Annotated in this window: 17 protein-coding genes and 1 riboswitch; of the genes, 11 read left to right on the top strand and 6 right to left on the bottom strand. The window is 64.2% G+C overall.

From position 1 onward, the window contains the following. Positions 1-165 precede the first annotated feature (165 nt). Positions 166-400, top strand: a riboswitch (cobalamin riboswitch). Positions 401-498: 98 nt separating this feature from the next. From DL238_RS14410 to DL238_RS16520, 5 genes are all read left to right on the top strand, one after another. Then, a complete protein-coding gene (locus tag DL238_RS14410) occupies positions 499-2,460 on the top strand; it encodes a TonB-dependent receptor plug domain-containing protein (RefSeq protein ID WP_115493139.1) in 1,962 nt (653 codons plus the stop codon). A 98-nt stretch (positions 2,461-2,558) separates the two neighbouring features. Further along, a complete protein-coding gene (locus DL238_RS14405) occupies positions 2,559-3,293 on the top strand; it encodes an ABC transporter substrate-binding protein (RefSeq protein ID WP_234031124.1) in 735 nt (244 codons plus the stop codon). Next, on the top strand, positions 3,290-4,255 hold the full coding sequence (locus DL238_RS14400; RefSeq protein WP_115493138.1) for a FecCD family ABC transporter permease: 966 nt from the start codon (positions 3,290-3,292) through the stop codon (positions 4,253-4,255). The genes DL238_RS14405 and DL238_RS14400 overlap by 4 nt, the downstream gene beginning before the upstream one ends. Beyond that, positions 4,252-5,010, top strand: a complete 759-nt coding sequence (locus DL238_RS14395; protein ID WP_115493137.1) for an ABC transporter ATP-binding protein — start codon at positions 4,252-4,254, stop codon at positions 5,008-5,010. The genes DL238_RS14400 and DL238_RS14395 overlap by 4 nt, the downstream gene beginning before the upstream one ends. A gap of 52 nt (positions 5,011-5,062) precedes the next feature. Then, positions 5,063-6,094: an N-acetylmuramidase domain-containing protein gene (locus DL238_RS16520; protein WP_115493136.1), complete on the top strand. Its 1,032-nt coding sequence runs from the start codon at positions 5,063-5,065 to the stop codon at positions 6,092-6,094. A gap of 104 nt (positions 6,095-6,198) precedes the next feature. Here the strand turns inward: DL238_RS16520 and DL238_RS14385 are convergent, their stop codons facing one another. Genes DL238_RS14385 through DL238_RS14370 form a run of 3 tightly spaced genes read right to left on the bottom strand, consistent with a single transcriptional unit; the run spans position 6,199 to position 10,010 of the window. Continuing rightward, positions 6,199-8,472: a M3 family metallopeptidase gene (locus DL238_RS14385; protein WP_115493135.1), complete on the bottom strand. Its 2,274-nt coding sequence runs from the start codon at positions 8,470-8,472 to the stop codon at positions 6,199-6,201. A gap of 25 nt (positions 8,473-8,497) precedes the next feature. After that, positions 8,498-9,244, bottom strand: coding sequence for a hypothetical protein (locus tag DL238_RS14375; protein ID WP_234031123.1), 747 nt, complete (start codon positions 9,242-9,244; stop codon positions 8,498-8,500). Continuing rightward, positions 9,228-10,010 carry a lysozyme gene (locus tag DL238_RS14370; RefSeq protein ID WP_115493134.1) on the bottom strand — a complete coding sequence of 261 codons (783 nt, stop codon included), beginning with the start codon at positions 10,008-10,010 and terminating at the stop codon, positions 9,228-9,230. The genes DL238_RS14375 and DL238_RS14370 overlap by 17 nt, the downstream gene beginning before the upstream one ends. 299 nt (positions 10,011-10,309) lie before the next feature. Between DL238_RS14370 and DL238_RS14365 the strand changes: the two genes are divergently transcribed. Continuing rightward, positions 10,310-11,296 carry a hypothetical protein gene (locus DL238_RS14365; protein ID WP_115493133.1) on the top strand — a complete coding sequence of 329 codons (987 nt, stop codon included), beginning with the start codon at positions 10,310-10,312 and terminating at the stop codon, positions 11,294-11,296. Here DL238_RS14365 and thpR read toward each other — a convergent pair whose 3' ends face one another. The 3 genes from thpR to DL238_RS14350 all read right to left on the bottom strand — a co-directional run bounded on the left by thpR (position 11,297) and on the right by DL238_RS14350 (position 13,631). After that, positions 11,297-11,839 carry an RNA 2',3'-cyclic phosphodiesterase gene (thpR, locus tag DL238_RS14360; protein ID WP_115493132.1) on the bottom strand — a complete coding sequence of 181 codons (543 nt, stop codon included), beginning with the start codon at positions 11,837-11,839 and terminating at the stop codon, positions 11,297-11,299. 82 nt (positions 11,840-11,921) lie between these two features. After that, complete coding sequence (locus tag DL238_RS14355) at positions 11,922-12,863, bottom strand: peptidoglycan-binding domain-containing protein (RefSeq protein WP_115493131.1); 942 nt, start codon at positions 12,861-12,863, stop codon at positions 11,922-11,924. Between the two features lie 165 nt (positions 12,864-13,028). Further along, a complete protein-coding gene (locus DL238_RS14350) occupies positions 13,029-13,631 on the bottom strand; it encodes an SDR family oxidoreductase (RefSeq protein WP_115493130.1) in 603 nt (200 codons plus the stop codon). Between the two features lie 221 nt (positions 13,632-13,852). On the opposite strand from DL238_RS14350, the gene DL238_RS14345 reads away from it, so the two are divergent. The 5 genes from DL238_RS14345 to DL238_RS14325 all read left to right on the top strand — a co-directional run bounded on the left by DL238_RS14345 (position 13,853) and on the right by DL238_RS14325 (position 21,075). Further along, complete coding sequence (locus DL238_RS14345) at positions 13,853-14,974, top strand: hypothetical protein (RefSeq protein WP_147291027.1); 1,122 nt, start codon at positions 13,853-13,855, stop codon at positions 14,972-14,974. 17 nt (positions 14,975-14,991) lie between these two features. Next, positions 14,992-15,273 carry a hypothetical protein gene (locus DL238_RS14340; RefSeq protein WP_181883965.1) on the top strand — a complete coding sequence of 94 codons (282 nt, stop codon included), beginning with the start codon at positions 14,992-14,994 and terminating at the stop codon, positions 15,271-15,273. 173 nt (positions 15,274-15,446) lie between these two features. Then, the gene (gene uvrA, locus DL238_RS14335) at positions 15,447-18,446 is read left to right on the top strand and encodes an excinuclease ABC subunit UvrA (RefSeq protein ID WP_115493127.1); all 3,000 of its coding nucleotides are present in this window, start codon (positions 15,447-15,449) and stop codon (positions 18,444-18,446) included. Positions 18,447-18,696: 250 nt separating this feature from the next. Then, complete coding sequence (locus DL238_RS14330) at positions 18,697-20,742, top strand: hypothetical protein (protein ID WP_147291026.1); 2,046 nt, start codon at positions 18,697-18,699, stop codon at positions 20,740-20,742. 108 nt (positions 20,743-20,850) lie between these two features. Next, positions 20,851-21,075, top strand: a complete 225-nt coding sequence (locus tag DL238_RS14325) for a hypothetical protein (protein WP_115493125.1) — start codon at positions 20,851-20,853, stop codon at positions 21,073-21,075. The last annotated feature ends 15 nt before the right edge of the window (positions 21,076-21,090 follow it).

Genomic DNA, 21,090 nt, shown 5'->3' with positions numbered 1-21,090 from the left:
TACGGTCAGTCTAAGACGATAGGGGTTGGGGCGCGCCTGGGACTGACCGCACGGTTACATTACGGGACATATCGTACCTACAGGTAAAGCAATCTGGTTAACGCCCAGCTAACTTGTCCAACGGCTCGAAAGAGCGGTGTTGCCCGCCTGCGTGAATGCGCCTACGGCCGCCCGCGTATTGCAGGTGTGGGTGGGCGGATGGCCCGCCCGCCTAAGAGGGAACGGGGAGCCGGACCGCGAATAGCGGAGCGGACAAGCCCCGGCTGCCCCCGCAACTGTGACCGGGGAGCGGTCCGCCCAAAACGCCACTGTCCCTCGACGCTTCGGCGCGGGAACGGGAAGGTGGGGGGAGCCGCGACGATCCGGGAGCCAGGAGACCTGCCTGCGATACGTCGTTCGGCCACGGGCGGGGTGTACCGAGGGCAGCGGAGGAAGGGTGTCGCAATGCGTCCGACGCCTTCCGTCATGAGCGACAGCAAGGCTTGTGATGGAGAAGACATGCGTAAATTTCTGTTTCTCGGGTGCTCGATCCTGGGGCTGGCCACACCGGCGCTTGCTCAGGACGACGTGCAGCAGGACGACGTGCAGCAGGGCGGGGGCGATCCGGTTCTGGCGTCCGAAGCCTACACCCTCGACGACGAAGCCACGACGATCACCGTCACCGGCAGCCCGAGCGAGGTCGAGGATACAGGCCAGCCCGTGACCGTGATCGGGGCGGAGGAAATCGCCGACATCCAGGGCCCCGACTTCACCCGCGTGCTCCAGCGCGTGCCCGGCGTCACCATCAACCGCACCGGCGGGCTGGGCGCGACGACCGGCGTATCGGTGCGCGGCGCGAGCAACGACCAGTTGCTGGTGCTGATCGACGGCGTGCGGGTGGCCGATACCGCCGCGCCCGCTGGCGGTTTCGACTTCGGCACGCTGACCAGCAGCAACCTTGCCAAGGTCGAACTGCTGCGCGGCTCCAACTCCGTGATCTGGGGCGCGGATGCGCTCGCCGGGGTGCTCGTCGCCTCTACTTTCGAGCGCACGGGCCTCGCCGGCTCGGTCGAGGCGGGCTCGCGCGAGACCGTTTCCACCAGCGTGGAAGGCGGCATTGCGGGCGATATCGGCTTTCTCGGCGGATCGGCGAGCTACCTGACGACCGACGGTTTCTCGGCCGCCGCCAGCGGGACCGAGCCCGACGGTTTCCGCCAGCAGGCCTACAACCTGCGCGGGCGCGCCTATCTCAGCCGCACGTTCGAAATCTTCGCGAGCGGCCGCTATGCCGACGGCACGCTCGAAATCGATGGCTTCCCTGCGCCCAGCTTCACCCTCGGCGACACGCCCGAGGTGCAGGAGACGCGCCAGCTTTCGGGCGTGGTCGGCGCGCTCTACGACGGCGGGCCGCTCTACCTGCGCGGGGCCTATTCGGTATCCGATATCGAGCGCGCGAACCTGCCCGGCTCAGGGCTCGACCCGACGTTCGAAAGCGACGGGGGTTCCGAACGGGTCGAACTGCGCGGCGAATGGCGGCCGATCGGTCCGCTGATCGTCAATTTCGGGGCCGAGAACCTCTGGTCCGACTACGAGAGCACGTCGTACGGGGCGGTCAGCGACGCCCAAACCTCGATCTTCGGGGCCTACGCGCAGCTCGGGATCGAATTCCGCGGCATTTCCGGCCATCTCGGCCTGCGGCAGGACGAACATGAGGATTTCGGCGGAGCGACGAGCTTCGGCGGCGACTTCACCTACGAGATCGTGCCCGACCTGCGCCTGCGCGCGAGCGTGGGCGAAGGTTTCAAGGCGCCTTCGCTGTACCAGCTCTTCTCCGACTACGGCAACGCGGCGCTCCAGCCCGAAGAAAGCACCAGCTACGATCTGGGGCTCGCCTACGGGACGCGGATTTCGCCGTTCTATGCCAGCGTCACCGCCTTCCAGCGCGACAGCGAGAACCTGATCGCCTTTATTGGCTGTCCGGACCAGACCGGCATCTGCGAAAACCGGCCCTTCGGCACCTACGACAATGTGACGCAGGCGCGGGCGCGCGGGATCGAGGTGGAAGCGGGCGCATCGCCGGTCGAGGGTCTGCGGCTGCGCGCCGCCTATGCCTATACCGAGGCCGAAAATCGCAGCGATGGCACCGCCAATTTCGGCAACCGGCTGGCCCGGCGCCCCGAACACGCGGGCACGCTGTCGCTCGACTGGGCGCCGCTGCCCGAAACCATCGGCGCGCCCGTCATCGGCGGCGATCTGCGGATCGTGGGCGAGGCGTTCGACGATGCGGGCAACAACGTGCTTCTGGATGGCTACACCGTGTTCGACCTGCGCGTGAGCGTGCCGCTGGGGCTGATCGCGGGCGAGCGGCCGGTCGAGGTCTTCGGGCGGGTCGAGAACCTGTTCGACGAGGAGTACCAAACCGCCGCCGGCTACAACCAGGCGCCGCGCGGGGCCTTCGCCGGGATCCGCGTGGGGCTGTAGCAATGCGCGCCGCGCCATTGCTGAGCGGCATGATCGCGTGCGCTCTGGCGGGGTGTGCTCCCTCGCCGGAGCCGCGCGAGCAAGACGGCTTGCGCATCGTGAGCCTCAATCCGTGCAGCGATGCGATCCTGGCCGAGATCGCGCCGGGCAAGCTGGCGGCTGTGTCGCATTACAGCCACGACCCCTCCGCCGCGTCGATGCCGGTGAGCGAGGCGCGCCTCTGGCCTGCAACCGGGGGTTCGGTGGAGGAGATCGTTGCGGCACACGCCGACCTGGTGGTCGCGTCGAGCTTCCTGCCGCCCGCGACCCGCGCCGCGCTCGACCAGCTCGGCATACCCGTGGTGGTGCTCGGCATGTCGAACAGCGTCGAGGAAAACCTGGCGCAGGTGCGCGCGCTGGCCGACGCGGTCGGCGAGACGGAGGCGGGCGATGCGCTGGTTGCGCGGATCGAACGCGCGCTCGGCGATGCCGCGCCGCGCCCGGGCGACGCGGGACAGACCGCGATCCTGTGGCAGGCGGGCGGAATCGTGCCGGGCGACGGCGCGCTGGTGGTCGACCTCATGCGCCGGGTCGGGCTGCAACCCGCTGCGGCGACGCGCGGACTGGGGCAGGGCGACCGGCTGCCTCTGGAAGCGGTACTGGTCGATCCGCCCGACATCCTGCTCCATGCAGGCGCGCAGGGCGACGAACAGTCGCGCACGCTCCATCACCCGGCCCTGCGCAAGCTCGACACGCGCCGCGCCCAGTTCGACCCGCAGCTCTATTTCTGCGGCGGGCCGAGCCTCATCCGCGCGGGTAATCGGCTGGCCGCGATCCGGGACGGGTCAGTATGACTCGCGCCAGCTGGATATTGCTCGGCGGCCTCGTGGTCGCGATCCCGCTCTCGCTGCTGGCGGGCCGCGCCGCGATCCTTTCGCTCGACGAGCCGCGCGCGCTGCTGATCGTTTCCGAACTGCGCCTGCCGCGCGCGCTGCTCGCGGTGATCGTGGGCGCGGGGCTGGGCGCGGCGGGTGCGGCGATGCAGGGCTATCTGCGCAACCCGCTGGCCGATCCGGGCCTGTTCGGCATCGCACCGGGCGCGGCGCTGGGCGCGGTGCTGAGCTTCTCCTTGGGCTACGCGGCGAGCGGATATCTCCTCCCCATCCTCGCGCTGGCGGGCGCGGGCGGGGCGATGGCGCTGCTGGCACTGCTGGCGGGTCGGGGCGGTGGGATCGCGCTGTTCACGCTCGCCGGGCTGATGATCGCAAGCCTTGCGGGCGCGCTCACCAGCCTCGTCATCAGCCTCGCGCCCAATCCCTGGGCGCTGAGCGAGATCGTCACCTGGCTGATGGGCGCGCTGACCGATCGCAGCTGGGCCGACGTGATGCTGGCCGCGCCGCTGACGCTCGCGGGGATCGTGGTGCTGGCGCGCAGCGGCGCCGCGCTCGACGCGCTGACACTGGGAGAGGACGCCGCACGCTCGATGGGCGTTTCGATGGAGAGGCTGCTCTGGCTGCTGGTGGTGGGCGTCGGCCTGACCATTGGCAGCGGCGTGGCGGTGGCGGGGATCATCGGCTTCGTCGGCCTGATGGTACCGCATCTGGTGCGCCCGCTGACCGACCGCCGCCCGTCCTCGCTGATCGTGCCGAGCGCGCTTGCGGGCGGGCTGCTGGTGCTGGTGGCCGACGCGGTGCTGCGGATGCTGCCGCTGGTGAGCGAGCTGCGGCTCGGTATCGCCCTTTCGCTGATCGGCGCGCCGTTCTTCCTGTGGCTGCTGCTGCGCCTGCGCCGCGGCGGTGGGATGGGCCTGACATGAGCGCCAGTGTGATCGAAGCGCGCGGTCTGACGCTGGACGACCGGCTCCGGGGCGTATCCGGAAGCATCGAACCGGCGCGCATTACCGCGATCTGCGGCCCGAACGGGGCGGGTAAATCGACGCTCGTGCGGCTGCTGGCAGGGGTGCTGAGACCTACGGATGGCGAGGCGATCCTCGACGGCAAGCGGCTGGCGGACATGCACCCGCGCACCCGCGCGCAGGCGATCGGCTACCTGCCGCAGGAACCGCAGATCGCGTGGGATATCTCCGTGCGCAATCTCGTCTCGCTCGGGCGGCTGGCGCATGGCGACCGACGAAACGAGCCGGTCGAGGTGGCGATTGCGGCAATGGGGCTGGAAGACTTCGCCGACCGCCCCGTCTCCACCCTGTCGGGCGGGGAGCGGGCGCGGGCGTTGCTGGCGCGGGTGCTGGCGGGCGAGCCGCGCTTCATCCTGGCGGACGAGCCCTTCGCCTCGCTCGACCTCGCCTACCAGGCCTCGCTCGCGCGGCACCTGCGCTTGCAGGCCGATGCCGGGCGGGGTGTGGTGGTCGTGGTCCACGACCTGTCGCTGGCGCACAACCTCGCCGACCGGATCATCCTGCTCGACCGCGGAACACTTCATGCCGACGGCGAGCCCGCCGACGCCCTATCCGACGCCAATCTCGAAGTAGTCTTCGGCGTAAGGGCGCGGTGGTACGGCGATGTTGGAGAAAAAGTGCTTTCCTGCTATCCTACAGACGATACGAAGAACTAGGGTCGCACGCTTTCGAACAGACATTCGACTTGTTCCGAGGAGGATATGCGTGATGGCTGATGAATTCATAGGAGATCCCTCGCCCCTCGAGGCCGCCGATTTCGAGCGTCCGGCCCGCAGTCTGCGTTGTTCGGTGCCCGCGCTGCGCGCCGTGGCCCAGGTGGAAAGTGCAGGCGGCGGCTACCAGCGCGACGGACGCCCGAAGATCCTTTTCGAACGGCACTGGTTCCATCGCCATACCGGTGGCAAGCATTCGCAGAGCCATTCCGACATCTCCTGGCCCAGCTGGGGCGGATATGCCGGCGGGGCGCGCGAATACGACCGGCTGGCGCGCGCCATCGCGCTCGATCGCGAGGCGGCACTCAAGTCCGCGAGCTGGGGCGCGTTCCAGATCATGGGCTTCAACCACCGCGAGGTCGGCTTCGACGATGTCGATTCCTTCGTCGCCGCGATGGTCGAGAATTCCGGGCGCCAGCTCGATGCCTTCGTCGAGTTCATCAAGTCCAAGCGGCTCGACGACGAGTTGCGGCGGCTCGACTGGAAGGGCTTCGCCCGGATCTACAACGGCAAGTACTACTGGAAGAACAAGTACGACGAGAAGATGGCCCGCGCCTACCGAGATTTCAGCGAAGGCGGCGCGCGCACCGACAGCCCGTTCCCGGTGCTGCGCGCAGGGGACGAGGGGCAGGCAGTGATGCATCTGCAGGAACTGCTGGGGATCGCGACCGACGGCGATTTCGGCCCGGCGACCAAGGCCGCGGTGACTGCCTTCCAGGAAAAGAAGGGCCTCCACCCCGACGGGATCGTGGGCGCGCAGACCTGGGCCGCGCTGCTGACGACCGAAGAGAAGAAGCCGACCGGCAAGAAGGGACTGGCCGACGAAGCCAGGCGATCGCGCGCGCCGGTGAGGCTGGCCGACAGGGGCGAGGACGTGGCCTTCCTTCAGCAGTTGCTCGGCATCGTCGACGACGGCGATTTCGGGCCGAAGACGCTGGAGGCCGTGAAGACGTTCCAGACATCCAAAGGGCTTTCGGCCGACGGGATCGTGGGGCGCAAGACGTGGGAGAAGCTGCTCAACGGCTGATCCGCACCGCGTTGCGCGTCAAACCGCAGGAACGCCGGTAGCCGAACGAAAAAGGCCGGGTGCAGAGACCCGGCCTTTCCGTACGCATTTGTAATCTTTCAATTCTACTCGGCGATCGGCGCGTCGCCGTCGACCGTCTTGGCCGGCAGCTTGCCGTCGGACGGGTCGCCGACGGTCTGCCCGGGCGTGCCCGGCGCTTCCTCGGCAAGGCCGAGCGCGACGAGCATGTACTGCACGTTGGGATCGCGGTCCGCGAAGTTGCGGTACATTTCGCCGTAATCCATCGTCCCGCCCTGGCTGAGCACGGTCTCGCGATAGTGATCGCCGTTCTCGCGCGTCAGGCCGCCGTTCTCGAGGAACCATGCGCGGCTGTCGCGGTCGAGCATCTGGGTCCACAGATAGCTGTAGTAACCCGCCGAATAACCCGCCGGTCCCGAGAAGATGTGGTTGAAGTAGGTCGTGCGGTAGCGCGGCGGGACCAGATCGATTTCCAGGCCGAGTTCGCGCAGCGACTTGTCCTCGTAGGCCGAAACCTCTTCGGGCGTGTCGATCGCCGCCGCTTCGTCGGAAGAGAGCGCGTGCCACTTCATGTCGAGCAGCGCCGCCTCGACCACTTCGCCGAAATCGTAGCCCTGGTTGAACTTCGATGCGGCTTCGATCTTGTCGACCAGCTCGGTCGGGATGGTCTCGCCCGTCTGGTAGTGCTTGGCGTAGTTCTGCAGGACCTCGGGATAGGTCGCCCACATCTCGTGCACCTGGCTGGGATACTCCACGAAGTCGCGCGCGGTCGCCGTGCCCGACAGGCTCGGGTATTTCTGCGAGGCGAAGAAGCCGTGCAGCGCGTGGCCGAATTCGTGGAACGCGGTGTTGACCCAGTCGAAGCTGACCAGCTGCGGCTCGCCCTCGGGCGCCTTGGGGATGTTGAGCACGTTGTAGATGACGGGCTTTTCGTCCCACAGGTACGACTGGTCGACGAAGTTGCTCATCCACGCACCGCCGCGCTTGGAGGGGCGCTGGAACGGGTCGAAGTAGAAGATGCCGAGCTGCGATCCGTTCTCCTCGAAAACGTTGTAGACCCACACGTCGGGGTGGTAGACCGGTAGATCGGTGCGCCGTTCGAAGGTCAGGCCGTAGAGCTTTTCGGCCATGTAGAAGACGCCGTCTTCCAGGACCTTGTCGAGCTGGAAATACTGCATCACTTCATCGTCGTCGACCTCGTAGCGTTCCGCCTTCACCTGGTTGGCGTAGCGATACCAGTCCCACGGCTGGACTTCGAAATTGCCGCCCTGTTCGGCGATCTTCTCGTTCAGCACGCCTGCCTCGCGGCGCTGGGTTTCGGCCAGCGCGGGGACCATCTGGCCCATGAAGTCGAGCGCGGCCTGCGGGCTTTCGACCATGCGATCATACATGGTGTAGCTCGCCCAGTCGGGCTCGCCGAACAGCGCGGCCTTTTCGGCACGCAGTGCGGCGATCTTCGCCACGAGCTCGCGCGTGTCGATGTCGGTCGTGCCGTCGGCGCGGTTGTAGCTAGCCTTGAACAGCTTTTCACGCGCGGCGCGGTTTTCCATGCTCGGCAGGAGCGGCTGCTGCGTGGTGTTCTGCAGCGCGATCGCGAACTTGCCCGGCTGCCCTTCTTCCTCGGCCAGCTTGGCGGCGGAGGTGATGTCGCTTTCGGACAGGCCCGCCAGTTCCTCGCGGCTGTCGAAGAACACCGGCTGCTCGGCCATCGCATTGCGCGCTTCCTGCGCGAATTCGGTGGTGACGGTCGAAAGCTCGGTGTTGATTTCCTTCACGCGGGCTCGCTCGGCATCGGTCAGCTCCGCGCCAGCATGAACCATGCTCTTGTAGGTTTCCTCGAGCAGCTTGGCATCCTCGGGCGTCATCGCCATCGCGGCGCGGTTGTCGTAGACCGCCTTGACGCGCGCGAAGAGCGCGGGGTTGAGCGTGATGCTGTCCGAATGCGCGGAGAGCCTGGGGCTGATCTCGGTGTTGATCTCGTCCAGCCGGTCGGTCGTGTTGGTGCCGGTCAGCTGGAAGAACACCGTGCCCACGCGGCCGAGCATGCGGCCCGACTTCTCGAGCGCGACGATCGTGTTGTCGAAGGTCGGGGCTTCCGGATTGTCGATGATCGCCTGCACTTCGGCCTGCTGGATCGCCATGCCCTGCTCGAAGGCGGGCATGTAGTCGTCTTCGGAAATCTTGGAGAAGTCGGGCGCCTTGAAGGGGAGCGTGCTTTCGCTGGCGAAGTAGTTCTCGCTTTCGTCCATTGCGGTGCTCGCCTCGCTCATTGCTTCGTTGCCGCTCGATTGCGCGAGGGCCGCTCCGTGAAATCCGCCCGCAAGGGCGAGGGTGGCGGCGGTCGCTAGAAGTCTGCGCATCTAAGGTCTCTCTCGTTGCTGAAAATCAATTCGGATCGCGATATGGCGTAGCAGCCGCATCTTGAACAGTGGCTGGCGCGGCGTTCATGTCGCGTTGTGGTTCCGCATCCCGGCGCGATCGCCGCGCGGGCGCTGTCTCCCCGCCGCCGGCCTCGGCCTCGTCGCGCACCGCCATGGCGGCCTCGCCCAGCGCCTGCTTGTTGACGGTGACGATCCGCGGGCGTCCGCCGCTGCGGTCCACCACCAGCCAGACCGATCCCAGCTCCACGAAAGCACCCTGCTCGGGCACGACCGTCAGTGCGTCGAGATCGACCTCACGCAGCAGCGCGAGCACGTCGTCGTCGAACACTTCGGCGAAGGTCGCGTCGACATCGTCCGAACGGGTCAGTTCGCGGCGCTCGCCCGCAGCATCGATGTAAAGCAACGGCAGGCCGACCTCTTCGAGGATGGCGGCCTTGTTCTGGCTGCGCGCGGCGGCGCGGATGGCGGCGAGGGCCTGGTCGAACTGGCTCGCGCTGGTGCCCGTCGCGCAGGAAATCGCCCCGCCATCGGCATGATCGTTGGCGAGGTCGAACTGCTCGTCGCGCGTCTCCTGCTCCTGCCACACGAGCAACAGGCAGTTGTCCGGCGTCTGCTGGACGAACACGTCGTCCTGCGCCGCCGGAGCGGGATCGTTCTCGGCTTGGGTCTGTACCTGGGCCTCGCTGGCTGGCGAGCATGCGGCAAGTGTGCCGGCGCAGGCAAGGCAGGCAAGTCTAGCCCGGACGGACATCCGCATAATCGGCCTCGAGGAAAATCTGTGCGCGCCGTTCGGATCGGTGGATGAGCCCGCCAGCAACCTCACCCCCCGCAAAGCGATAGTCGAGTTCTGCCGCGATGCCATCGTAATCGGCCGCCGCAATGGCTTGATTGAGCGCGGGGCTCTCTTGCGGCGAGAGCGTTCCCTCGCCGACATTATAGGCAAGGTCGACCAGCGCATCGAATTCGTGCTGATAGAGCTTGAGATTGCCGACCACGTTGACGACCGCCTGTTCCGCCTTCTTCAGGTCGGATGCGAGGAAATCCATCGCCTGCTTGCGGGTGATCCGGTCGCCGACCTTCAGGCCGTCCTCAGGCAGCACGAGGTGCCCGATCCCCACGGTGGGGTAGCCTGCGACGTCGCGATAGACGGTCAGCCTCATGCCCTCTTCCTGCGCCAGCGCGCGCTGCATGCGCTCGCTCGTGCTCAGAAGCGAGGAATCGACGCGCGTGAAGCTGGGATTGGAACGCAGGTCGGTCTGGTAGGACCAGCCGGCGACATCCTTGCTCGTCTGGGTGGCTGCGGGCTGATGGCTGCCGAGCGTACCGGCGGCCACCGACACCGCGGCAAGCGCGATCGGCGCGCGTTTGAGGAGGCGCTTGCGCCACTTGTCCCTGCGCCCGGATTGCTCGTCATCGCGCATCTGACGCATGCGTGCGCGTTGCCCGCGCTGCTTACGCGCGATCGCGGGTCCGCCATGGGCACGCGCGGAACCGGAGGGGGCTGCAAGAGTGGTCATCGAAGGTCGCCCCCGATGCCGTCCTCTCCCTGTATCGGTGTCGCCTTGGGGGCGATCATTGCTTCCTCTCCTGTCGCGATCGTCGTAGGACTGCGTCGTAAGCGTGGGCGGCGGACCACGCGTTGGGGGCCACGGGCCATCGCCGCCTTCATTCAACAAACGGACGACCCGGGGCAAAAGGTCCGCCATTCGTCGAAGCAGGTCCTCAGGCCAGCGTATGCTTGGGCCAGGAATCCCGCTTCGCCGGGCGAAAATCGGGTTTTGCGCCAGCGCCGCCGCTCGGCTAGCGGCAGGAGGCAATGACCGATTTTCAGAGCATCGCCGCCGATCCCCGCTGGATCCCGCACCGCATCGACCCGGCGGCGGGGCGGCTGGAGTTCCTTCACCTGACGCGCGAAGCCCTGTCGCAGACAGGGTTCCTGGCCGATCGCACCGGTCCGACGCAGGCGATCGCGCTGTCTCAACTCGACCGGTCGGCGATCGCGCCGGGGCCCGTGCATTTCATCTTCCACACCGCCTTTTGCCGGTCGACACTCCTCGTGCGCGCGCTCGAATGTCCGGGTGTGTCCGCCGGGCTAAGCGAGCCCGGCGTGATCGGCAGCCTCGTGAATGCGGGGCAGGGGGGACAGCCGCTCGTCGCCCCGGTGGTCGATCTGCTGGCGCGGCCCTGGGGGCAGGACGAAGCCGTCTTCGTCAAGCCGACCAACCACGCCAACAGCCTGATCCCCGCGCTTATGGACTCCGCGCCGCAGGCGAGGGCGATCCTTGTGACCAACCCGTTGCCCTCGTTCCTCGCGGCGGTGATCCGCAAGGGGATGATGGGGCGGCGCTGGGGGCGGCAGCTCTATCTCGAACTGATGGCCTATGCCGGGATCGACCTGGGAATGGACGGACGCGAGCAGTTCGCGATGACCGACCTCCAGGCCGCCGGGCTCGCATGGTTCCTCAACCAGCGCTACTTCGATGCGATCGCGCGCCGGTACGGGGACCGCACCCGCGTGCTCGACGGAGACCGCTTCGATGCCGAGCGCGCCCGGACGCTGGCGGCGGTGGGCGACTTCACCGGCGTCGCGATCGACAGCGGGAAGGCGCAGGAGATCGCCCGGGGCCCGGTCTTCGCGAGCGATGCCAAGACGGGGGCCGACTTCGCCGAAAAGGCGCGCGCGGACGCTTCCGCCACACAGAGCGCGGTGGTGGAGGACGAGATCGCCAAGGTGGGCGAGTGGATCGGCATCATCGCGCAGCAGGCGGGGCTGCAGGTGCCGGTCCGGCAAACGCTGTTCTGACTAGTCTGCCGGGGCGAGCGGGAATTCGACCACCGGCTCGTAAACCGATCCGCCGCGCTCCAGCCGGCTCTCGAACAGCTGGAAATTGTCCACCTGCCACACCGGCAGCGCAAGCCGCCCATGCGTCGCCAGCCAGCCGCCGACGGGGGCGGTGGAGGCGTTGAGGCGCGCGATCGTGACGTGCGGCACGAAGCGCCTCGTTTCCGGCGCCAGCCCCGCCGCCCGACACGCCCGCTCGACGCGGCGGTGAAGGATGGCGAGCGGCTCGCTGCGCTCGACACCCGCCCACAGCGCGCTCGGGCGCCCCTTCCGCGCGAAGGTGCCGACGCCGCGCAGCTGCAGCGGGAAGCCCGGCGCGCGGACCGCCTGCAGCGCGCTCACCAGATCATTGGCCTGCGCCCGGTCGACCTCGCCCACGAAGCGCAGCGTGAGGTGCAATTGCTCGTCGGATTGCCAGCGCGCGCCGTCGAGGCCCTCCATCGTGTCGATCAGCGGATCGCGGATGGCCTCGGGCGGACGCAGGGCGACGAACAGGCGGTGCATGGCGTCACCGCATAGAACCGATCGCCGGCCAATGCGATGCCAGCCACGCCGCGGACGCGCGGCATCATTCTGCCTCTCGCCATCAGGCCTCGGCCAGCGTCGGTAACTTCAGTCCCAGGCGCGCGGCCGTGTTCGGACCGATGATGCCATCTGCGGTTCCCGGACCGAATTCGCGGGTCTGGAACGCCAGCAGGGCGTCGAGCGAATTGCGCCCGAACTCGCCGTCCGGCTCGCCCAGAGGCAATCCTGCCTTGCGCAATGCCGCCTGCGCCTTCTGTGCCAGCGGACCGCTCGATCCGAAGCGAATGGACTGCGAGATGTCGGATGGCTTGCGCACGTCCAGCAACAGCAGCTCTGCGCCGTTGAACAGGCAGTAGCTGTAGGTCTTTTGCGCCGAGGACGCGCCATAGGCATTGGCGACGAACTTGCGCCAGGGGCCGGTCTCGTTCTTCTTGCCCTCGGGGCTCTCCTGTCGTCCGCACACGACCTGGCATCCGGCAGAAGCGAATTTCGGAACGTCGATATTGTCGTTGTAGGCACAGTGCAGGTTGTCCCACACATAGCCGCCATCATTGTCGACCTCGTCGTCCAGATCGAAATCGTAATCGTCCGCCGATCGCCATGCGGGGAAGAAGGAAGCCTGGCGAAACGCGCGATGTCCGCCGCTCTTGCCGGGCTTGTGCACCCCGCGCTTGTAGGTGAAATGGCCCAGCATCAGCATGTTCGCGCCGATGCCGCCCCGGCGCTGCGCACTTGCGATATAATTGATGTGCGGCACGGTGGATCCGGGGAAGACAGCGATTTTGCCGCTCTGGGTATCGAACTGTCCGAGTGTGCAGCGCATGTAGCGATGATTGATGTCGGTCAGGCGAACCCGGTGCGACGATGCGAAATCTGTTCCGCCGATGTCGACCGGCAAAATGCCGCGCAGTCCGAAAAAGATATATTGCCCGGCTTCGGGTCGGAAATTGTTCCGCCGCGCGAGTGCCTGGATGTGATCGCCGGTCAGCTTTATCTCGCTCATGCCGCTCTCCCGTCCGGATCCGTGATCCGGGCCTTGTGGATGCGACCGTAGGTCTGAGGATTAAGCCCTTCATGGCCTACGAGCTAGGTAGGGTAATTACGCCATCGAGGCGGCGACGGAGGCCGGGCGGAGCGCGCCGTTGAGCGGGACCGACGCCCGTCGATTTCAAATCCCGACCGATTCCATCGGCACGACGCAGTTCGCCAGCGCATCGTCGTCGACCGCGCGGGCAAGTACTGCCGCCAGGTCGCCGCGTGCGGTGGTGCCGTTGCCTTCGACATCGTCGCCAAGCCGGATATCGCGCTGGCCGTCGTCATGCGTCAGCGCGCCGGGGCGGATGATCGTATAGGGCACGCCCGAGGCGATCAGGTGATCGTCCGCCGCCTTCTTGGCGAGCGCGTAGTGATAGAGGTCCGAGTCCGGATCGGGATCGTCGACCCCGCGCGCGCTCAGCATCACGAAGCGCTTCACGCCCGCCGCATTGGCCCGGTCGACCAGCGCCTTGGCACCGTCGCGGTCGACCTTGTCGGTCATATCGGGCCCGGTCTTGCTGCCCGATCCCGCGGCGAAGATCACCGCGTCGATGCCTTCGCAGACATCCTGCGGCAGGTCGGTCAGGTCGCCCCTGCGCGTGGTGCAGCCTGCTGGAAGGGTCGACGTGTCCGAGCCGTCGCGCACCAGCGCGATGGGCGAATGGCCCGCTTCGATCAGCTGCGGAACGAGGCGCTGGCCGGTATGCCCGGTCGCGCCGGAGACGAGTACTTTCATGGGGATGCTCCTTCGAATTGGGGGTTCGATGGATCAGCGGGTGGGCGCGGGGGATGTTCCGCAGTCACCACGAGCGATCCGCTCATTTCCCGCTGCGGTCGACTAGCTCGGTCGAGATCGATCGCTCAGGGAGAGCAATCCTCTGCTTCGGATGACAAATATTTATAAAAAAAGATAATTTCAATTTGGTTCACGTGAAGTCCGTAGTGCATAATTCAAACGTGGACGAATTTTCAGGCGGTATTCTTCGTAGAAGTAAGTCTTCGGTGTTGTTGGGCCTTTTGGAGTCTGCTAAAGATACCGCCAATAAGGCTTTCCGGGGTTGTGGGAGGGCGCCGATGCTGGATGTAAAAAAGGCAATTTTCCTTACGCTGGTTGGCAGTTTCGCTTTTGGGTCCACGGGCTGTGTGTCTCTAAGGGGCGCTCCGAAATCGGTCATCTCGACCAGCGATGCCATTGATGTTGTCAAACTCTACCGGATTCCCAACGTTGTATCGGAGTATCGTCAACTGTCCGCTCCCGCGCAGCGGGTCTATCGGAACGAGATTCTTTCGGCATATTTTCAGGCAATCGATGCTCGTTATTACGAGTTTCGAACGGGTATCGCGGGCGAGCAGCGAGAGCTCGTCCTGGGTTTCGACATAGCGCAATTGGGGCTCGCCGGTCTGGCGACCATCGCGGCAAAGTCGGCCGAAGAGCTTGCGGCCGTCTCCGCCGTCTATGCCGGTACGAGCGCATCGATCGACAAGAACCTGTATTTTGACCAGACGACCGTGGCCTTGATCGCTGGAATGGACGCTCAGAGGCTGAAGGTCCGCACCGGTATTGTACAAAAAATGAGCCTTCCGTCTGCTGACTATCCTCTCACAGCCGCATTGGCTGACCTCGTAGAATATCAGAATGCTGGAACGCTCGACCAAGCGATCGCCCTAGTGACCGATGAAGCCGTAAAGCAACGGGTCGAGCAGAAGGAGCGCTTCGATAGGGCCGTCAGATTCGCCTGCACTCCCGAGCAGGTTGCTGCCCTTCAAAGCGGGCAGACCGAAAAGCTCGGAGACTTCAATTACGAGGTATTTAACGCCGCACTCACTGAGGCTAGAGCGGGTGATGACAACGTTACAGTTGCGCGGCAAGGATTAGGTGCGCTCGCCGAAGCTTACGGCATCAAAGTGTCGGCAACGATGCGCGACGGAATAATGACCGAAGCTGATGTCCGAGCAGTAGACCAGCTTATCCAGAATGCCTTGCTGGGCGGATTTTGTACTGCTGACGAAGTCACGTCACTGATTCAAACCTTGCAGAATGACCAGCAATTTTCTGCGTATCACAGCTACCTGCAGTAAGTGATTAGGAGGGTATGGTGTATATCGGACCGGAAAAATATTCTCTTAAGCAGCTTGAGGTTTTGCTCAGGGAATACGAATCTCGAACGAGATTGATTGTCAACCTGAAAGCAGTCGAGAAGCGACCTGGAGAGACCCTCACGCTGGTCGTTCAAAACCAGGACAAAAGAGCACGAAAGCTGCTTCACTTGCGGTTGGCTACAGACCAGCTGACCCCCGGAAGCGAATTCGACTTTGCAGGCGATGCGTTTATCGAGGGGGTGAAGACCGCTGTCTGTGTCGATCGGAAGGGCATTTAGCAGGCGGCCAGGCAAAATATCGCGCTTGTGACCGCGCCGAACGACTGAGACACAACAAAGTCCGAAATTGGACCGATGGCAAAACGGAGAAGTGATGCCGCTGGGCCAGTTGTCGGCGCCCGATTGCTCTCCCCCTAGACTAACCCCCCGCGAGCCCCCACTTGGGCTCGCCTATGGCACTTACCAAAATCTCCGTGCGCGGTGCGCGCGAGCATAACCTCAAGGGCGTCGATATCGACCTGCCGAGGGATTCGCTGATCGTCATCACCGGGCTCTCGGGCTCGGGGAAGAGCTCGCTCGCCTTCGATACGATCTATGCGGAAGGGCAGCGGCGCTATGTCGAGAGCCTGAGTGCCTATGCGCGCCAGTTCCTCGAGATGATGCAGAAGCCCGATGTCGAGCATATCGAGGGTTTGAGCCCCGCTATCTCGATCGAGCAGAAGACGACGAGCAAGAACCCGCGCTCGACCGTGGCGACCGTCACCGAGATCTACGACTACATGCGGCTGCTGTGGGCCCGGGTGGGCGTGCCGTACTCGCCTGCGACCGGGCTGCCTATTGAAGCCCAGACCGTCTCCAACATGGTCGACCGCGTGATGGCGCTGCCCGAGGGGACGCGCGCCTATCTGCTCGCGCCGGTGGTGCGCGGTCGCAAGGGCGAATACCGCAAGGAACTGGCCGAATGGCAGAAGGCGGGCTTCACCCGCGTGCGGATCGACGGGGAGATCTACCCGATCGAGGATGCGCCCGCGCTCGACAAGAAGTTCAAGCACGACATCGAAGTGGTGGTCGATCGCCTCGCGGTGAAGGAAGGGCTCGAGACGCGGCTGGCGGACAGTTTCGAGACCGCGCTGCGGCTGGCCGAGGGGCTGGCCTATGTGGACCTCGCCGATGGGACGGTTGCCGAGGTGACGGGCAAAGCCCCCTCCTCTTCAGAGGAGGGGGTTGGGGGTGGTGGCTCCGGGCCCCCCTCCCAACCCTCCCCCCTGAAGGAGGGAGGGCTTCGTGGAGCAGGCGTGCCCGCCAACCGCATCGTGTTCTCCGAAAAGTTCGCGTGCCCGGTAAGCGGCTTCACCATCGAGGAGATCGAACCGCGGCTGTTCTCCTTCAACGCGCCGCAGGGTGCCTGCGCGACCTGCGACGGGATCGGCGAGAAGCAGCTGTTCGACCCGCAGCTGGTCGTCCCGAACGAGGCACTGACGCTGAAGCAGGGCGCGATCATGCCGTGGGCGAAGAGCAATCCGCCGTCGCCCTATTACATGCAGGTGCTCGCCAGCCTGGCGAAGGAATACGGCTTCGACCTGACCACCCCGTGGCAGGATCTGGGCGCGGAGAACCAGGACGTTATCCTCTACGGCACCAAGGGCAAGCGCGTGCCGCTGACCTTCAAGGACGGGCGCAAGCAGTATACGGTCAACAAGCCGTTCGAGGGCGTGATCGGCAACCTCAACCGGCGCCTGCTGCAGACCGAAAGCGCGTGGATGCGCGACGAGCTGGCCAAGTTCCAGACCGCGCAAGCCTGCGAGACCTGCGGCGGCAAGCGGCTGAACGAGAAGGCGCTGGCGGTTAAGATCGGCGGTCCCGACAACGCGATCGACATCGCCACCCCGTCGCAGATGAGCGTGGGCGATGCGAAGGTGTGGTTCGAGGACCTGCCCGAACGCCTGACCGACCAGCAGCAGCAGATCGCCCGTGCGATCCTGAAGGAGATCAACGAGCGGTTGGGCTTCCTCGACAACGTCGGCCTCGACTACCTCAACCTCGACCGCAAGTCGGGCACGCTAAGCGGGGGCGAGAGCCAGCGCATCCGCCTCGCCAGCCAGATCGGCAGCGGGCTCTCGGGCGTGCTCTACGTGCTCGACGAGCCGAGCATCGGCCTGCACCAGCGCGACAACGACCGGCTGCTGGAGACTTTGAAACGCCTGCGCGACCTCGGCAACACGGTGATCGTGGTCGAGCACGATGAAGACGCGATCCGCACCGCCGACTATGTGGTCGACCTCGGCCCGGGTGCAGGCGTGCACGGGGGCGAGATCGTCGCCGAGGGCACGCTCAAGCAGGTGCTCAAGTCCAAGAAGTCGCTCACCGCGGCGTACCTGAACGGCACGCGGGAGATCGAGGTTCCGGCCAAGCGCCGCAAGGGTAACGGGCACACCCTCACCGTCCACGGCGCGCGCGCCAACAACCTCAACAACGTCACCGCGTCGCTGCCGCTGGGGACCTTCACCTGCATCACCGGCGTCTCCGGCTCCGGCAAGTCGAGCTTCACCATCGACACGCTCTACGCCGCCGCCGCCCGCGAGCTGAACGGCGCGCGGGTGATCGCGGGGCCACACGACAAGGTCACCGGCCTGCAATATTGCGACAAGGTGATCGAGATCGACCAGTCGCCGATCGGCCGCACGCCGCGCTCCAACCCCGCGACCTATACCGGCGCCTTCACCCAGATTCGCGACTGGTTCGCAGGGCTCCCCGAAAGCCAGGCGCGCGGGTACAAGCCCGGCCGCTTCAGCTTCAACGTCAAGGGCGGCCGGTGCGAGGCGTGCCAGGGCGACGGCCTGATCAAGATCGAGATGCACTTCCTGCCCGACGTCTACGTCACCTGCGAGGAATGCGGCGGCAAGCGCTACAACCGCGAAACGCTGGAGGTGAAGTTCAAGGGCCACTCCATCGCCGACGTGCTCGACATGACGATCGAGGATGCGGAAAGCTTCTTCAAGGCGGTCCCCCCGATCCGCGACAAGATGGCGATGCTGAACGAGGTGGGGCTGGGCTATATCAAGGTCGGCCAGCAGGCGACCACGCTTTCGGGCGGCGAGGCGCAGCGGGTGAAGCTGGCCAAGGAGCTGAGCAAGCGCAGCACCGGCCAGACGCTCTATATCCTCGACGAGCCGACCACCGGGCTGCATTTCGAGGATGTGCGCAAGCTGTTGGAAGTGCTGCACCGGCTGGTCGACCAGGGGAACTCCGTGGTGGTGATCGAGCACAACTTGGATGTGATCAAGACTGCGGACTGGGTGCTCGACCTCGGGCCGGACGGCGGTGTGCGGGGTGGGGAGATTGTGGCGGAGGGCGTTCCGGAAGACGTCGCTCTCAACGAGAGAAGCTACACCGGGCAGTATCTCAAACCGCTGTTGGACCGCGCGACCCGGAACGAGCCTGCCCCGGCGTAGGCTGGGGCCGGAGGAGGTGGCAAGCGAGCCCCAGAGCGGCACCGACGCTTATCTGAAACCGATGCTGGAAAGACAGGCAGAACCGGCGGATTGAAAGTACGATCTGATGTTAGCCTGCGCCGGCTTCGAGCCGGGGCGCTCCGGGTGTTGGACATCTTAGGCGATTGCTGCGCTTGGCGGTCCTGACATTTGCTGTAAAGATAGGTCTTGAAGACTAGCAAGGTCTTGCAGACTGATGGGAGCGAAGCCGTTGAGTTATCCTATTGAAGGATATTGGACTAGAGCATTTAAGGCCAGCAAATCGCCTGACGGGGAAATGATTGCTGGGTGGTCAGGGGTTGATGCTCCCTTCGCCGGTTTTCAGGAAGCGAGTCTCACCTTAGATGATGAGCTTTCAACCGCAGGCGCGGACGATGCCGATATTATTCTTATTTCCGCTCCCGGAGCAGTCGGAAAATCGACGTTTGCCAAGCAGCTTTGTTTTCGAACGAATTCACTTTTAGTCGATTTGGCTAAGGCAGAGCCCGTGGGCGCCAACACTATCTCCGGCGGTCTTGCGAGATGTGACCTTTATAACGAATGGCGTTCGGGATCTCTCGGGATCGTGATCGACGGCGTTGACGAGGCGCGCATAAGGGTAACGCAAGAGGCGTTTGAGGCCTTTTTGGCAGATATAAAGAACCTGTCCGAGAATAAGCCTCTTCCTACAGTGGTATTGGGGCGTACGGGCGCAATCCAAGACTCTTGGATTTGGCTGGAAGGCGAGAAGGCTAAAATCGCCGTGATGGAACTCGGGTTCTTTGACCGGGAAACGTCGATTGAGTTTGCAAAATCGCAACTCCGGGTCTTGAAAAAAGATAGTGCGCATGTTCAGGTTGAAGATACCGCCGTTGAGCTTCTCATTGATCGAATCAGAGCGGAGACAGAAGCTGATTCTGATCGCTTCGCCGGTTACGCGCCGGTCTTGAACGCGATTTCTCAAAGGGTCGCGCGTGAAGAAAATCCATCGACTCTAATTTCTGAGGTGGAGCGCGGGGAGCAGCCAATAACGCTCCGCACAATTGTAGATTATATTCTTGAAAGGGAGAGGGGCAAGTTAGAGTCGCTGCCCTTTGAGGACAAGAGCCTTGCCAAGAAGCTATACACTCCCCCTGAACAGTTGGGGCATCTTTCGGCCCGTGTTTACGGATCAAGGTCCCCGCAAATTGAGGGTCTGAGCCCTACCGATTTCGAAATTTATTCGTCTGCTCTGAATACATGGATTGATGAGCATCCCTTTCTTTCTGGGAGCGAGCCATCATCGGCGGTCTTTGGTGCATTTATAGCGGCTCACGATATGTTTGCCAGGGGCGAAGATGCCCCGGCAATTACTACGGAGCTCGAAAAAGGGGCTAAAGCAAATCCATTTTTGGCCGAATTCTATTTTGAAAACCTGAAAGATTTGACGGAGCAGGCGCAAGGGTCTGAGGTCAGTCTGATGCCGGCATCACATGTTGGCGTCGTTTATGCATCTATCCGCGCGGGACTTGCCCTGGGTGATAAGGCCACCTTGACGGTATACGGCACCGAGATTGATGATGAAGAGCGTTTGTTGGAGGGCGATGTTGAGATTAGCGTCTCACGAAAAATGGCCGCCGAACCTCAGATATTCCAGTTCATTATCGAGGAGACGAACGTCATTAGGCTGGGTCCATACATAGAGGACGTAGACATACAGTCGCCTCTGGTTGACGTCGAGATTGGTTCAGGGCGTGAAGCTCTTTTGGTGGCGCCGATATCTCTCCAATGCCGAAAACTGATAAGTCCATCGCAGATCTGGATTATTGAGCGTGCGCGTGACGGTGAAGGTGCAGTTGTCCTCGAAGCAGATGAACTGGAGGCACCCTCTATTTCGCGAGTGCCGAGCTTAAGAGGGGACGTCGCACTAACTGTTAGTTGGGAAGACTCAAGCGCGCATCCGTGGACCACATTTTCGGCTCCCAAGCGTGCAGCGGATGATCCCAGAGTAGACGAAGGACTTAGGCGCTTTAGGAAATTTGTGATCTCATTCCGATCGCATAGTAAGGGAAGCTTGCGTAGATACCGAAGGAAATTGGACCACGAACGGATGACGAAAGGCACTGGCAAAGCTATATTGGAGAGGTTAGTCCATGATGGTATCATTTCCATAGACGGCGCGATGTATGTACTCCATCCCGATGTGTTGGGTGATAGGACGAATTCCACTTACAGCGAAATATATAGAAAAACGTTTTCCAAGGAGTCGGTAGAATATATTTCTAACGCTCTGCCGTAATGGTTGAGGGTTGCCGCGAGGGACTAATGTTAGGACGGCTGTTTTCCTACACCCCTCTCCCCCACTAGCCTCTCCGGTCCCGGCTCCGACGAACCCGAGAGGCACCCCATGTCCAAACCCTCCCCGCAGCACCCCGACCTCGCGGCCAACCCCACGCTGACCGAGCGCGAGGCGTTCGAAGCGTGGCAGGCCCATGTCGATGCAGGCCGCATCGGGACGCGCGCTGCGCCGAACCCCGCGCTGCTGCTTCGTCATATGCGCAACGAGGAAGTGCTGCTGGGTAGGGCGGTCTCGGTGACAGTCCATGTGCGCGAGGAATTGCGGGGGCGGTAGGGGCTTTCGCTCTCC

This window comes from Alteriqipengyuania lutimaris (assembly GCF_003363135.1).
Lineage (GTDB): Bacteria > Pseudomonadota > Alphaproteobacteria > Sphingomonadales > Sphingomonadaceae > Alteriqipengyuania > Alteriqipengyuania lutimaris.
The sequence above is the reverse complement of the archived record's forward strand: the minus strand, read 5'-3'. Positions and strand labels throughout refer to the sequence as shown.